This is a genomic window from Streptomyces sp. NP-1717 (assembly GCF_022695985.1).
GTDB lineage: Bacteria > Actinomycetota > Actinomycetes > Streptomycetales > Streptomycetaceae > Streptomyces.
Map to the genome: position 1 here is coordinate 33,949 of NZ_JAAPBF010000036.1, position 13,319 is coordinate 47,267.

13 protein-coding genes are annotated in these 13,319 nt (G+C 71.4%); 10 read left to right on the plus strand and 3 right to left on the minus strand.

Annotated elements, in window-relative coordinates:
- Positions 1-34 precede the first annotated feature (34 nt).
- From GXP76_RS11040 to GXP76_RS11060, 5 genes are read left to right on the plus strand one after another with little or no spacing between them, the layout of a single operon-like run.
- The gene (locus tag GXP76_RS11040; RefSeq protein ID WP_242571289.1) at positions 35-1,681 is read left to right on the plus strand and encodes an ABC transporter substrate-binding protein; all 1,647 of its coding nucleotides are present in this window, start codon (positions 35-37) and stop codon (positions 1,679-1,681) included.
- A 1-nt stretch (position 1,682) separates the two neighbouring features.
- Complete coding sequence (locus GXP76_RS11045) at positions 1,683-2,612, plus strand: ABC transporter permease (RefSeq protein WP_242571290.1); 930 nt, start codon at positions 1,683-1,685, stop codon at positions 2,610-2,612.
- A 14-nt stretch (positions 2,613-2,626) separates the two neighbouring features.
- Positions 2,627-4,657, plus strand: a complete 2,031-nt coding sequence (locus tag GXP76_RS11050) for a dipeptide/oligopeptide/nickel ABC transporter permease/ATP-binding protein (RefSeq protein WP_242571291.1) — start codon at positions 2,627-2,629, stop codon at positions 4,655-4,657.
- The gene (locus tag GXP76_RS11055) at positions 4,650-5,771 is read left to right on the plus strand and encodes an ABC transporter ATP-binding protein (protein WP_242571292.1); all 1,122 of its coding nucleotides are present in this window, start codon (positions 4,650-4,652) and stop codon (positions 5,769-5,771) included. Before GXP76_RS11050 ends, GXP76_RS11055 begins: the two co-directional genes overlap by 8 nt.
- A complete protein-coding gene (locus GXP76_RS11060) occupies positions 5,768-6,481 on the plus strand; it encodes a sulfite exporter TauE/SafE family protein (protein WP_242571293.1) in 714 nt (237 codons plus the stop codon). Before GXP76_RS11055 ends, GXP76_RS11060 begins: the two co-directional genes overlap by 4 nt.
- A gap of 30 nt (positions 6,482-6,511) precedes the next feature.
- Here the strand turns inward: GXP76_RS11060 and GXP76_RS11065 are convergent, their stop codons facing one another.
- Complete coding sequence (locus tag GXP76_RS11065) at positions 6,512-7,498, minus strand: 2-hydroxyacid dehydrogenase (RefSeq protein WP_242571294.1); 987 nt, start codon at positions 7,496-7,498, stop codon at positions 6,512-6,514.
- Positions 7,499-7,541: 43 nt separating this feature from the next.
- On the minus strand, positions 7,542-8,834 hold the full coding sequence (locus GXP76_RS11070; protein WP_242571295.1) for a glucarate dehydratase family protein: 1,293 nt from the start codon (positions 8,832-8,834) through the stop codon (positions 7,542-7,544).
- Positions 8,835-9,024: 190 nt separating this feature from the next.
- Here GXP76_RS11070 and GXP76_RS11075 point away from each other — a divergent pair, with 190 nt between their 5' ends.
- The 3 genes from GXP76_RS11075 to GXP76_RS11085 all read left to right on the plus strand — a co-directional run bounded on the left by GXP76_RS11075 (position 9,025) and on the right by GXP76_RS11085 (position 11,519).
- A complete protein-coding gene (locus tag GXP76_RS11075; protein WP_242571296.1) occupies positions 9,025-9,891 on the plus strand; it encodes an N-acetyltransferase in 867 nt (288 codons plus the stop codon).
- A gap of 268 nt (positions 9,892-10,159) precedes the next feature.
- On the plus strand, positions 10,160-10,816 hold the full coding sequence (locus GXP76_RS11080; RefSeq protein WP_242571297.1) for a maleylpyruvate isomerase N-terminal domain-containing protein: 657 nt from the start codon (positions 10,160-10,162) through the stop codon (positions 10,814-10,816).
- A gap of 136 nt (positions 10,817-10,952) precedes the next feature.
- Positions 10,953-11,519 carry a snapalysin family zinc-dependent metalloprotease gene (locus GXP76_RS11085; RefSeq protein ID WP_242571298.1) on the plus strand — a complete coding sequence of 189 codons (567 nt, stop codon included), beginning with the start codon at positions 10,953-10,955 and terminating at the stop codon, positions 11,517-11,519.
- A 110-nt stretch (positions 11,520-11,629) separates the two neighbouring features.
- Here GXP76_RS11085 and GXP76_RS11090 read toward each other — a convergent pair whose 3' ends face one another.
- Positions 11,630-12,430 (minus strand): SAM-dependent methyltransferase, encoded by an 801-nt coding sequence (locus GXP76_RS11090; protein ID WP_242571299.1) that lies wholly within the window; start codon positions 12,428-12,430, stop codon positions 11,630-11,632.
- Positions 12,431-12,572: 142 nt separating this feature from the next.
- Between GXP76_RS11090 and GXP76_RS11095 the strand changes: the two genes are divergently transcribed.
- Together GXP76_RS11095 and GXP76_RS11100 are read left to right on the plus strand one after the other, a co-directional pair.
- The gene (locus GXP76_RS11095; RefSeq protein WP_242571300.1) at positions 12,573-13,019 is read left to right on the plus strand and encodes an SRPBCC domain-containing protein; all 447 of its coding nucleotides are present in this window, start codon (positions 12,573-12,575) and stop codon (positions 13,017-13,019) included.
- A 5-nt stretch (positions 13,020-13,024) separates the two neighbouring features.
- A partial coding sequence (locus tag GXP76_RS11100) for a helix-turn-helix transcriptional regulator (protein WP_242571305.1) occupies positions 13,025-13,319 on the plus strand: 295 nt, incomplete at its 3' end.

The window sequence follows — 13,319 nt, forward strand, 5'->3', positions numbered from 1 at the left end:
TCCGGTAGCACCAACTCAGCCCATCGGAGAGACGATGCTGTCTTCCGTACGTCGATCACCCCTGCTTTCCGCCCTGTACAAACCCCCTCGTCCCCAGTCATCCGCACCACGTCCCGGGCGCCGCCGGCGCGGCAGGGCACCGGCCGCCGGACTCGCCGCCGCGGCCCTGCTGTTCACCAGTGCGTGCACGGTCGCCAACAGCGACACCGGCGGCGACATCGGCGCGGCCGGCGGCAACACCCTGCGGATCGTGCTCGATCAGGAGCCACCGACCCTGGAACCCTGCGAGTCCTCACTCGCGTCGACCGGTGTCGTGGTCCGCTCCAACGTCACCGAACCACTCGTCGAGCGGGACCCCGACTCCGGCGAACTCCAGCCGCTGCTCGCCACCGGCTGGCGGCAGACGGCGCCCACCACCTGGAGTTTCGACACCCGACCCGGTGTCACCTTCCAGAACGGGCAGAAGTTCACGGCCGAGGACGCCGCGTTCTCCATCGACCGCGCGGTCAACTCCGACCTCTCCTGCAATGTCGACGGCTATGTCTTCGACGACTCGGGAGTCGAGGTACGCGCCACCAGCGACACGACCCTGACGGTCACCACCGCGAAGCCCGACCCGATCCTCCCCCTGCGGCTGAGCTTCATCGAGATCGTCCCGCGCACGACCAGCACCGAGGCCAAGGTCAGGCAGCCGGTCGGCACCGGCCCGTACGCCATCCGCGGCTGGCAGACCGGTGTGTCCATCACGCTCGACCGCAACGACACGTACTGGGGGAAGGCGCCCGCGTTCGCCCGTGCCCGCTACGTATGGCGGTCCGAACCGAGCGTACGCGCCGCGATGATCACCAAGGGCGAGGCCGACCTCGCGACCGCTCTCGACCCGCAGGACGCCACCGAGGAGAACTCGGTCGCCTACCCGAACAACGAGACGACGGCGCTGCGGCTCGACGGCCGGGAGGCCCCCCTCGACGACATACGTGTCCGCAAGGCCATCGACATGGTCATCGACCGGCAGTCCATCTCCGAGACCCTCTTCGGCGAACTCGGCGAGCCCGCCGCGCAACTCGTCCCGAAGGGTGTGGTGGGCTTCAACGACGGCCTCACCCCGACGGAGCCCGACCTCAAGGCCGCCCGCGCACTCGTCAAGGCGGCGGCGGCCGACGGCGCACCCGTCGACCGGAAGATCACCCTGGTCGCGCGCAACGGGCAGTTCCCCCGGGTCGCCGAGACCGCCGAGGCGCTCCAGTACCAGATGGCGCGGCTCGGGCTGAACGTCAAGATCCTCATGACCGACACCGCCGCGCACCTCCAGTACCAACTGCGGCCCCTGCCCGAGAACGTCGGACCGATCGCGCTGCTGATCATGCACGGCAACCAGGCGGGCGACGCGGCGTTCACCGCCAGCCAGTACCTGCTCAGCGGCAGCCCCCAGTCGACCTTCGGGACACCGGAGCTGGACCGGCGGGTCGCGGCGGCGACCGCGCTGGCCGGCGAGAAGCGCCAGAAAGCCTTCGCCGAGGTGTTCGCCTACCAGAACGAGGCCGTCGCGCAGTACGTCCATCTCGCGCACATGCGCGGACTGCTCGGTCTGTCGTCGTCGGTGCGCTACGAGCCCAACTCCGCCACCGGTGACGAACTGAGACTGGCCGCGGTCAGCCGCGCCGGGGGAAAGAGCCGCTGACATGACGACCTTCCTGCGCAAACGGATCATATCGAGCGCGATCCCGCTGGTCTTCGTGGTGTTCGGCGTCTTCTGCCTGGCACGGCTGACCGGCAACCCCGTCAACCTCTACCTGCCGCTCAGCGCCACTCCCGACCAACGCGCCGCGTTCTCCGCCGAGCACGGCTTCGACCAGTCGATCGGCGCCCAGCTCTGGGACTACCTCGGCCAAGTGGTACGCCTCGACTTCGGTACGTCGCTGCGCACCGGGCAGTCGGCCGCCGACATGGCACTGACCGCCTTCCCCGCGACGCTCCAGCTCGCGGCCGTCACGATGGTCATCGCCGCGCTGGGCGCGATCCTCATCGGAAGCCTCGCCGCCTACCGCCCGAACTCCGTCGCCGACCGGATCGCCAGCTTCCTGGCGATGGCCGCGGCCAGCATCCCGGACTTCTGGTTCGCCATCACCGGCGTACTGATCTTCGGCGTGAACCTGGCCCTGCTCCCCACCTCCGGCGTCTCCGGCGGGCCCGAGGTATGGGTGCTGCCCATCGCCACCCTGCTGATCCGCCCGTTCGGCGTGCTCGTCCAGGTGGTCCGGGGAGCCATGGTCGCCGCGCTCTCCGCGCCGTACGTCAAAGTGGCCCGCAGCAAGGGCGCCGGCGAGAAGCGGGTCATCTTCGGTCACGCCCTGCGCAACGCGATCACCCCCGCCCTCACCGTCGCCGGCGACCTCACGATCGGCCTCGTCAACGGAGCGGTGGTCGTCGAGACGATCTTCGGCTGGCCGGGCATCGGCAAACTCATGATCGACTCGATTCTCCAGCGGGACTTCGCCGTTCTCCAGGCGGCCGTCCTGCTGACGGCCCTGACGATCTTCGCCCTGAACATCCTCATCGACGTCTGCTACGCGCTGCTCGACCCGCGCGTACGACAGGCAGTACCGGCGTGACCGAAGGAGCCACGATGACCACCACCGTCACCGCCACCGCCGACCCACCCACCGGTACCGCCACGCCCGGCACCCGGCCACCACGCTGGTGGACGCTCCTCGGCAAGGACCGGATCGCGGCCGTCGCCGCCGTACTGCTCGGACTCGTCTTCCTGGTCGCGCTGTTCGGCCCCCTGCTGATCGGCGACCGCGCCACACGGCAGGACCTGGCCGCCTCGCTGCGCCCGCCCTCCTTCGACCACGGCTTCTACGGACTGCTCGGCACGGACGTCCTCGGCCGCAGCGTGCTGGCCCGGCTGATCGAGGCGGCCTCGACGACCCTGTCCGTCGCCGTGCCGGCGGTGGCGTGCTCACTGGTGATCGGCTCCGCGATCGGCATGTGGGCGAGCTACCGGGGCGGTTGGCGGGAGAGCGCCGCGATGCGGGTCGCCGATGTGATCCTCAGCTTCCCCTCCCTGCTGCTCGCGGTCGTCGTCCTCTACGTCTTCGCGCCCAGCGCCACCAACATCGTGCTGATCCTCGCGCTCGCCCGCATCCCGGTCTATCTGCGGACCGCGCGAGCCGAGGGCGCCGAACTCAGGAGCCGCCTCTTCGTCGACGCGGCACGGACGTTCGGCACCGGCACCTGGCCTACGATCTACCGGCACATCCTGCCGATCGCCATGCCGACGCTCCTGACGGTCGCCACCCTCGACTTCTGCTTCGTCATGCTGACCGAGTCGTCGCTGAGTTTCCTCGGCATCGGCATCCAGCCGCCCGACATCAGCTGGGGACTGATGGTCGCCCAAGGGCGTCAGTACCTCCAGACGGCCTGGTGGATCGCGGTACTGCCCGGACTCGCCATCGTCCTGACCACCGTGTCCGCCACGGTGCTGGCCGCCTGGGTACGGCTGGCGACGGACCCCGCGCAGCGCTGGCGCCTGACGCTGCCGAGGAAGAAGCGCCAGGAGCCGGCCGCGAGCGACGGCATGGAGCCGCCGGCCCGGCCGGTGTCCGCCCCGGCGAAGAAGCCCGAGGCGTCCGAAGCGGCGCGGCCCGACGGCGCGGTCGGCGAGGACGGCGGGAGCCGTCGCGCGCTGGAGGTCGAGCGCCTCAGCGTCGACCTGCGTACGCCCTCCGGCACCGTCCGCGCCCTGGACTCCGTCGGCTTCACCCTCGACAAGGGACGCACCCTCGCGCTGCTCGGCGAGTCCGGCTGCGGCAAGTCGATGACCGCGCAGTCGATCGCCGGACTGCTGGAGCCCGTCGCCGACGTGGTCGGCGGAGCGATCCGCGTCGGCGGCACCGACGTGCTGCGGCTGGGCGCCACGGCGCGCAAGCGGCTCGCCGGACCGGTGCTGTCGATCGTCTTCCAGGACGCGCTCACCGCCATGAACCCCGTACAGACCGTGGGCAGACAGCTCGGCGAGCCGTTCCGTATCCATCGCGGTCTGTCCAGGCGTCAGGCGAGGGAGAAGGCGATCGAGCTGATGGAGATCGTCGGCATCCCCGAACCCCGCGCCCGCGCCCGCTCGTACCCGCACCAGTTCTCCGGCGGTATGCGCCAGCGGCTGCTCATCGCGATGGCCGTCGCGCTCGGCCCCGACGTACTGATCGCCGACGAACCGACCACCGCGCTCGACGTCACCGTCCAGGCGCAGATCATGCAGTTGCTGCGGGATCTCCAAGCCGAGCGCGACATGGCGGTCCTGCTGATCACCCATGACCTCGCCGTGGTCTCCGAACGCGCCGACGACGTCGCGATCATGTACGCGGGCAACGTGGTGGAGACCGGTCCGGTACGTGAGGTGTTCGCGAATCCCCGCCACCCCTACACGAAGGGCCTGCTCGACTCCGTACCCGAACACGCCGAGCGGGGCGGCCCGTTGCCCGCCGTACCCGGCAGCCCGCCCGAACTGAGCGCGGTGCCGCCGGGCTGCGTCTTCCAGGCGCGCTGCCCGCTCGCCAGGGAACGCTGCGCCGAGGAACGGCCCCGCCTCGTGACCGACGACGGGACGGGCCGCGCGGTCGCCTGTCACTTCTCCGAGGAGCTCACCCGTGTCTGAGAACACCATTTCCGGCGCTTCCCGGGCTTCCGGCACCTCCGCGGCTTCCGGGACCTCCGCGGCGACGTCCGCGCCGCTGCTGGAAGTCACCGGCGTGCGGAAGACCTTCCGCGTCCCGCGCAACGCCGCCGGACACAACAGGCTGACCGCGCTGGACGGCGTCGACCTGCGCCTCGGCCGGGGCGAGACGCTCGGGGTGGTGGGCGAGTCCGGCTGCGGCAAGTCCACCCTGGCCCGGGTGCTGCTCCTGCTGGAGCGGCCGGACGCGGGGACCGTACGCTTCGACGGGACCGACCCCTTCTCCCTGAAGAAGAAGGAACTGCTGGCCTGGCGCCGGCGGGTGCAGATGGTGTTCCAGGACCCGTTCGCCTCGCTCAACGCGCGGATGTCCGCGGCCGACATCATCGGCGAACCGTGGCGCACCCACCGGGACGTGGCACCCACCGCGCGGGCGCGGGAGACCCGGGTACGCGAACTGCTGGACCTCGTCGGACTGCGCGCGGGGGACGCCTTCCGCCACCCGAACGAATTCTCCGGCGGGCAGCGCCAACGGCTCGGCATCGCACGCGCGTTGGCGCTTGACCCCGATCTGATCGTGTGCGACGAGCCGGTGTCCGCACTGGACCTGTCGGTACAGGCACAGGTGCTCAACCTGCTCTCCGATCTCCAGCAACGGCTCCAGGTTTCCTACGTGTTCATCTCCCACGACCTGTCGGTGGTCCGGCACGTCGCGGACCGGGTGTCCGTGATGTACCTCGGCAAGGTCATCGAACACGGCGCCACCGAGGACGTGTTCGACCGGCCGGTCCACCCGTACACCTCTGCCCTCATGTCGGCGGCCCCCGCGCTGGACGTCTCCGGCGCCCCGCCACGCGGCGACCGCGTCCTGCTGAAGGGGGAGATCCCCTCGCCGCTCGACCCGCCGTCGGGCTGCCGGTTCCGTACCCGCTGCCCGCGCGCGGTCGACAGGTGCGCCGAGGAGGCCCCGCCGGTACATGTGCGTGACGGTTCGCACGAGGGCCTGTGCCACTTCCCGCTGAACGGGGAGCCACTGGGCGCCGGGCCGGTGAGTGGCGGGGGAGCGGTGGCCGGCCCGGCATCGGCGGACAGGTGAGCCTGCCGGTATTCGCCCTGCTCTCCGCGGTCGTCCTGCTGGGCACGGTGTTCCAGGTGTCGATCGGCTTCGGTCTCGGGCTGCTCGCCGCCCCGGTGATCGCGCTGGTCGCGCCCGGCCTCGTCCCCGTGGTGCTGCTGCTCTCCACCGCGGTCACGGCCTCGGTACTGCTGCTGGACGGCGCCCATGTGAACCTCCGCGGAGCGGGGTGGGCGCTGCTCGGCCGGGTACCTGGCGTGATCGCGGGCGCTGCGCTGGTGGCCCTGCTGCCCGCGCGGTGGCTGGCGCTGTGCGTCGCCGCCGTGGTCGTGGTGGGTGTCGTCGCCAGTGTCCGCGGCTTCCGGCCGACGCCGACCCGGCGCGCCGTGGCGCTGGCGGGGATGGCGTCGGGACTGATGGGTACGGCGACCTCCATCGGAGGCCCGCCGATGGCCCTGGTCTGGCAGCGGATGACGGGGCCGGAGCTGCGCTCCACGATGAGCGGGTTCTTCCTCGCCGGCTCCCTGATGAGCCTGGTCGCGCTCGCGGCTGTCGGCGCGGTGCACGCCGACAGCCTGCGCCACTCGGCCCTGCTGGCCCCGGCCGCCGCCGCGGGCGTACTGCTGGCGCGCCCACTGTCCGACAAGCTGAACGTCGGCCGGGCCAGAGCCGTCGCGACGGTGCTGGCGGTGGCGGGCGCCGTGCTGCTGACGGTGCGTCAGTTCGTCTGATGCCGAAGGGGTGACCGTCCGGTGCCGTACTCAGCTTCCGCCGCGTACCACGTTCGTCAGGGGCTCGCCCCTGGCCAGCCGGCCGATGTTGTCGGCGATCTCGTGCGCCCTGTGGGTGAACGTCTCCTGGGTGTGGCCGGAGTGGTGCGGCGTCATCACGACGTTGTCGAGCGTGTGGAACGGGCGGGTGCAGCCGCGCGCACCGTCCCCGTCCTTGGGGTGGCTCCACCACACGTCCAGCCCCGCGCCGCCGATCCGCCGCCCGGACAGCGCGTCGAACAGCGCGTCCTCGTCGACCAGGGGGCCGCGCGCCACGTTGATCAGCAGGGCGTGCGGGCGCATCAGGGCGAGTCGCGCCGCGCCGATCAGTCCGGTCGTGGCAGCCGACAGCGGCACGGTCAGCACGACGACGTCCGAGCCCGCCAGCAGGTCGTCGAGCCCGTCCTCGCCGTCAACCCGGTCCAGTCGCAGGTCACTCGGCAGCGGCGCCCGCGGATCGCGCCGTACCGCACGGGCCCTCATGCCCAGCGCGGTCGTCGCCCGCACCACCTGCCGGCCGATCTCGCCGAGCCCGACGACCCCGACCGTACGGCCGGCGAGCGTGGTGCCCAGGGCGACGCCGGGGTCCACGGCGACCGACTCCCAGGTCCCCTCGCGCATCAGCCGGTCCGCGCGCGGCACGCGGCGGGAGAGCATCAGCGTCGTCATCACGACGTGTTCCGCGATGGAGGGGCCGTGGTGGAAGGTGTTGCACACGGCGGTGCCGGGCGGGAGCGCGTCCATCGCGATCCGGTCGTACCCGGCGCCGGTGACGTGCACCAGCCGCAGCCGCCCGGCGGTGGCGGCCACGGGGGCGGTCAGCCGGGACGCCACCAGTACGTCGGCGGCGGGCAGGCGGAGCATGACGTCGGCGTCCGGTCGGCCGGCGAGGAACTCCCAGTCGTGACCGTCCGTGCCGCCACGGGTCAGCTCGTCGGAGAACCGGGTGAGGATGGGGTCGGTCAGGACGATTCTCATGACGCCTCCTGACCGGCCGTTCGGCGCCGGGCGGTCGGCACGGTCACCATCGCGGCGGGGTCGGGTCGAAGGCCGGTTCGGTGGTACGGCGGTAGTACCCGGTGTCGTCGCGCTGACGGATACCGCACGCGAGGTACTGCTCGTGCAGCCTGGCCAGGGCGTCGCGGTCGAGTTCGACCCCCAGCCCCGGTGCGGTGGGTACGGCCACCGAGCCGTTGCGGAAGGCCAGCGCGCCGGGCACGACGACGTCCTCTTCGGGGCTCTTCCACGGCCAGTGCGTGTCACAGGCGTAGTTGAGGTTGGGGGTGGCCGCCGCCAGATGCGTCATCGCGGCGAGGCTGATGCCCAGATGCGAGTTGGAGTGCATCGACAGCCCGAGCCCGAAGGTGTCGCAGACCCCGGCGAGGGTACGGGAGCGGCCCAGACCGCCCCAGAAGTGGTGGTCGGAGAGGACCACTTGCACCGCGTCCTGCGCGACGGCGGGCTTGAGCTGGTCGAAGGCCACCACACACATGTTGGTGGCGAGCGGCATCGGCACCTCACGCGCGACCCTGGCCATCGCGTCGATCTCGGCGGTCGGGTCCTCCAGGTACTCGATCACACCGCCGAGTTCCTTGCCGACGCGGATCGATGTCTCCACGCTCCAGGCGGCGTTGGGATCGATCCGCAGCGGGTGGCCGGGGAAGGCACGGCGCAGGGCCCTGATCGCCTCGACCTCTTCCTCGGGCGGAAACACACCGCCCTTGAGCTTGATCGCGGTGAAGCCGTACTCGTCGATCATCCGCCGTGCCTGCGCGACCAGTTGGTCCGGATCGAGCGCGGCGCCCCACTCGTCGGGCTCCGCACCCGGATGCCCCGCCCACTTGTAGAAGAGGTAGGCGCTGTAGTCGACACGGTCCCTGACGGCTCCGCCGAGGAGGTCGCTCACCGGCCGTCCGAGCGCCTTGCCCTGGATGTCGAGACACGCCACTTCGAACGGCGACAGCACACGGTCGGCGGTGCGGCTCCCCGTGACCATGCCGCTCATGCCGTGGCCGCCCTTGCCGGTGTCGGCGGCCAGGACCACCGCGATACGGCGGGCGATCTCCTGGACGTGCCAGACGTCTACCCCGGTCAGCTCGGCGGCCGCGAGCCGCAGCCGCTCGAGGTGGGCCAGGTCGCCGTACGTCTCGCCGAGCCCGAGCAGCCCGGATTCGGTGACGACCTCGACGACGGCCCGCAGTGCGAACGGTTCATGGACGCCGACGGTGTTGAGCAGTGGCGGATCACGGAACGCGACGGGCGTGACACGTATGTCCTTGATCCGGTGCGGCTCGTTGTTCTGTGGGTCGCGCACCCTGGGACCTCCGGTGGATACGACGGGCGGTAGCCGTCGGCGTGCATGGGCTGTCACCGCACCCTAACCCTCTTCCGTCCACATGTGTAGACAGCACCCACAAATGAAAACGCGATCCGCCTGGAGCCCGGGTCCCGGCCGTTCGGAAACCAGGTGCGCACCAGCGGGGCGGTGGTGTGTGATCGGGCGCATGGCGATTGTGCTGGGCGTGCCGGGAGTCGACGGGCTGGGCGAGGCGGTGGGCGTACTGCGCGAGTGGCAGGACGACGGGGCGCCGACGCAGCTCCATCCGGGGGACCTGGGCTGGTTCTGGCGGTCGGGTGCGGAAGCGACCGCCGCGGCGGTCAGGACCTGGAGCCGGGAAGGACGGATCCTCGCGGTCGGGCTGCTGGACGGCCCCGGGCTGCTGCGGCTGACGATCGCGCCGGACGCCCACCAGGAGGAGGAACTGGCGCGGCGGCTGGTCGAGGACGTGACCGGTCCGGAGCGTGGCGTGCTCCCCGGGGGGAGGGTGAACATCGAGGCGCCGATGGACGCGCGGGTCCAGGAACTGCTGCGCGAGGACGGCTGGAACACCGACGAGCCGTGGACACCGCTGCGCCGCGATCTCACGGAGCCGGTGGAGGACCCGGGCGTGCGGATCGAGGTGGTCGGGCCGCGGCGGGCGCACGCGTATGTCGCCGTGCACCGGGCGGCGTTCGAGGGGTCGAGGTTCACGGACGAGGGCTGGCACGCGATGGCGGCCGGATCGCCGTACGCCGACGCCCGGTGCCTGGTCGCGCACGACGACGACGGCGACGCGGTGGCGGCGGTGACGGTGTGGTCGGCCGGTCCCGGACGGCCCGGGTTGCTCGAACCGATGGGTGTGCACCGGGAACACCGCGGTCACGGTTACGGCCGGGCGATCACCGTCGCCGCGGCGGCGGCACTGCGCGACCTCGGCTCGTCGAGCGCGATCGTCTGCACCCCGAGCTCCAACACCGGGGCCGTCGCCACCTACAGGTCGGCCGGCTTCCAACGCCGCCCCGAGGTCAGGGACCGGTACCGGGACGCCTGAGGGCTGTCCCGTAATCCCCGGCGGGCACGCGACGACAGCGACGGCACCTCGCCGCGTTGTCGGATCTCCCGAATACGCCCCGTACGAGGACGACCCTCCGTCTCGCGACGCACCGCACCAGCCGCCGTGTCAGATACGGCCCAGGCTGTCCGGCGGACGCTGGCGGCTCGGCCGCCACACGGGGCGGCCCCCCACGGCGTCGCGCGTCACGGCGCGCGCCGTTCGAGTTCGCTTGTACGGCGTCGCGGCACCGCACTACCTTGCGGGCGTGGATCAATTCTCGCGCTCCTGGGCGGCCTTGCGCACGGCGGTCGCCGAACTCGCCGACGAGGACTTCGCACAGCCGTCCGGCTGCGCCGGCTGGCTCGTACGGGATCTGGTGTGCCATCTGGTCATCGACGCCCAAGACGTCCTGATCACCCTCGTGACCCCCGCCGGCACGGAACCGACCCACGACGCCGTGACGTACTGGCACGTCACCCCGACCCCGCCCACCGGCGACGACCCGCTCGACGCGCTGATCGTCCGGCTGGCCGCGGCGTACGAGGACCCCGCGCTGCTCAAGTTCCACCTCGACGACGTCGGTTCCGCCGCGGGCCGCGCCGCCGAACTCGCCGACCCGGGGCTGCGGGTCGCCACCCAGGACATGGTCCTCACCGCGGGCGACTACCTCCGCGCGTACGTCCTGGAGTGGACGCTGCACCACCTCGACCTGGTCGCCCACCTGCCCCACGCGGCGGGGCCGCCGGCGGAAGGGCTCGCCCGGACGCGCGAAACGCTGGAGGCGATCGCGGGGACGGCGTTCCCCGCGTCGTTCTCCGACGAGGACGCGCTGCTGATCGGCACCGGACGGCGCGCGCCGACCGACCCGGAGAAGGCCCAACTGGGCCCACTGGCCCGGGAGATCCCGCTCGTCCTCGGCTGAACACCCGTGTCCGGGCCTCCTCCCGGCGGCCCGTCGGCGCGGTGTGCCGGATTGACGGATTGGTGTCAGTCGCCGTTGGGCAGTGAGCAGTGGAAATGTCATGTGCACGACTGTCTCTGATGTAAGGAGGTCGACCATGTACGTCCGTAAGTTGACCGGCGCGCTCGCCGCCGCCCTGGCCGTGACCGCTTCCCTGCTGGGTGGCCAGGCCGTGGCCGCTCCCACCACGGACGCGGACGGAGCCCTGGCCGCGCGTGTGGTCACCTACGACGCCAGCGGTTCCGCGGAGTTCAGGTCCGCGGTCGATCGGGGCGCCGCGATCTGGAACGAGAGCGTCGACGCGGTCGAACTGCGGCCCGTCGCGTCCGGTCAGTCCGCCAACATACGAGTCCTGGCGGACAACGGCTGGCCCCGCGCGCTCACCACGTCACTGGGTAACGGAACCGTCTGGATAGGCCGTCAGGCGGTGATCGAGGGGCACAACACGATCCGCATCTCGTCGCACGAACTGGGCCACATCCTGGGGCTGCCGGACCGCAAGCCCGGCCCCTGCACCAGCCTGATGTCCGGTTCCAGCGCGGGAACCTCCTGCACGAACGCCTACCCGAACACGGCCGAAAAGGCCGAGGTCGAGGGTAACTTCGGCGGACGGTTCGCGCCGAAGGCCGGAGCGGTGCCGCTCAACACCATGATCGTGGACTGACGTATCGCCCGGGACGCCGGGCGGAGGTGACCGTACGCCCCGGAGCGCGCATCGCGCCCCGGGGCGTACGCCGTCCGGCGGCGCGACGCCGCTCCGCCGCCGGACTCCGCTCAGGGCTTGTACGCGACCGCGCCGTACATGGCGACGTCCCGGTCGTCGACGTCCAGTTGACCGGCGCCGGGGCGCCACTTGTGCGCCTGGGTGACGCCCGGCTCGACCAGGTGCATGCCGTCGAAGAAGGAGGTGGCGGTGGGGAGGTCGCGCAGCACCATCGGCATGTTCTGCCGCTCGTACTCCTCGGCGACGCGGCCGACCTCCTCGGGGGCGAAGTCGCCGGTACCGATCGTCATCGCCAGATAGCTGCCTGACGGGAGCGGCTCCAGCAGCCGCCGGACGAGCGGCAGGTCCTCGGGCGGCCTGATGAAGTGGATGACGCCGATGACCATGAGCCCCACCGGCTCGTCCAGATCGAGCAGTTCCCGCACTCCCGGGTTCCGCGTGACGGCGTCCGGGTTTCGTATGTCGGCGTCGACATAGGCGGTGGCGCCTTCGGGCGAGCTGTCCAGCAGCGCGTCGGCGTGCGCGAGGACGACGGGGTCGTTGTCGACGTAGACCACACGGGACTCGGGTGCGACGCCCTGGACGACCTCGTGCAGATTCGGCGAGGTGGGCAGTCCCGCACCGATGTCGAGGAACTGCCGTACACCCTTCTCGCGGGCGAGGAAGTCACCGGCGCGGTGCATGAAGCGGCGGTTCTCCCGCATGTGTACGGGCAGCGCCGGCCAGTGCCTGCACATCGCGTCACCGGCTTCGGCGTCGACCGGATAGTGGTCCTCGCCGCCCAGGATGTAGTCGTACACGCGCGCCGCGTGCGCTCGCGTGGTGTCTGTCCGGTCCGCAGGGTTCCGCATCGCCACTCCACTCCTGACCGCTCACGGCTTCACGGCAGACAGTACTGCGCCGGACCCGGCATCAGGTGCAACTCTCGGGTTGCACCTGGCGGGGTGATGTGCAACTCTGGAGTTGCACTCAATGGCGGCGATGGAGGACCTCATGAGCGACGACCGGATCGAACGCGAAACCCTGATCGCGGCACCCCTGGAGCGGGTCTGGTCGCTGGTGGCCCAACCCGGTTTCTGGGTGGCCGACAAGGCGAGCCTGCCCGGCACCGTGGCGAGGGAAGGCGAATCGATGGTGGCGAAGAGCGCCGAGTACGGCGACTACCCGGTACGGGTGGAGAAGGTAGAGCCGCCGACGTACCTCGCGTACCGCTGGGCCAGCGCGTTCCCCGGCGAGGAACTGCGCGAGAACAACAGCACCCTGGTGGAATTCACACTGGCCCCGGAAGGCGACGGGACGCGGCTGCGGGTCGTCGAGAGCGGATTCGCGGCGCTGAGCGGATCCGAGGAACTGCGCGGTCGGGCGGTGAAGGACAACACCGTCGGCTGGCCCCAGGAACTCGCCGCGCTCAAGGCGCGTGCGGAACAGCCGTCGGCGTGACGGACATGCACCGGGACGCCGGCGAGTCCGTCGACAGCGTGCTCGTGGCCCTCGCCGACCCGACGCGGCGTCAGCTGCTCGAACTGCTCGCCGCGCAGGGCGAGGTCACCGCGACCACCCTCGCCGCGCAGCTTCCCGTCTCGCGGCAGGCGGTGGTCAAGCACCTCGCGGTCCTGGACGCCGCCGGGCTGGTCTCGGGCGGCCGGGTCGGACGCGAAGTGCGGTACGCGGTACGGCCGGCCGCGCTGGACGCGACCGCGCGGTGGATGGCCGCGCTCGCGGTCGACTGGGACCGGCGGC

What these genes read in the sequence shown, in the direction of transcription:
- GXP76_RS11045 (WP_242571290.1), top strand. Translation starts at nt 1,683, where the DNA reads ATGACGACCTTCCTGCGCAAACGGATCATATCGAGCGCGATCCCGCTG.
- GXP76_RS11090 (WP_242571299.1), bottom strand. Translation starts at nt 12,430, where the DNA reads ATGCGGAACCCTGCGGACCGGACAGACACCACGCGAGCGCACGCGGCG.
- GXP76_RS11075 (WP_242571296.1), top strand. Translation starts at nt 9,025, where the DNA reads ATGGCGATTGTGCTGGGCGTGCCGGGAGTCGACGGGCTGGGCGAGGCG.
- GXP76_RS11085 (WP_242571298.1), top strand. Translation starts at nt 10,953, where the DNA reads ATGTACGTCCGTAAGTTGACCGGCGCGCTCGCCGCCGCCCTGGCCGTG.
- GXP76_RS11040 (WP_242571289.1), top strand. Translation starts at nt 35, where the DNA reads ATGCTGTCTTCCGTACGTCGATCACCCCTGCTTTCCGCCCTGTACAAA.
- GXP76_RS11095 (WP_242571300.1), top strand. Translation starts at nt 12,573, where the DNA reads ATGAGCGACGACCGGATCGAACGCGAAACCCTGATCGCGGCACCCCTG.
- GXP76_RS11050 (WP_242571291.1), top strand. Translation starts at nt 2,627, where the DNA reads ATGACCACCACCGTCACCGCCACCGCCGACCCACCCACCGGTACCGCC.
- GXP76_RS11065 (WP_242571294.1), bottom strand. Translation starts at nt 7,498, where the DNA reads ATGAGAATCGTCCTGACCGACCCCATCCTCACCCGGTTCTCCGACGAG.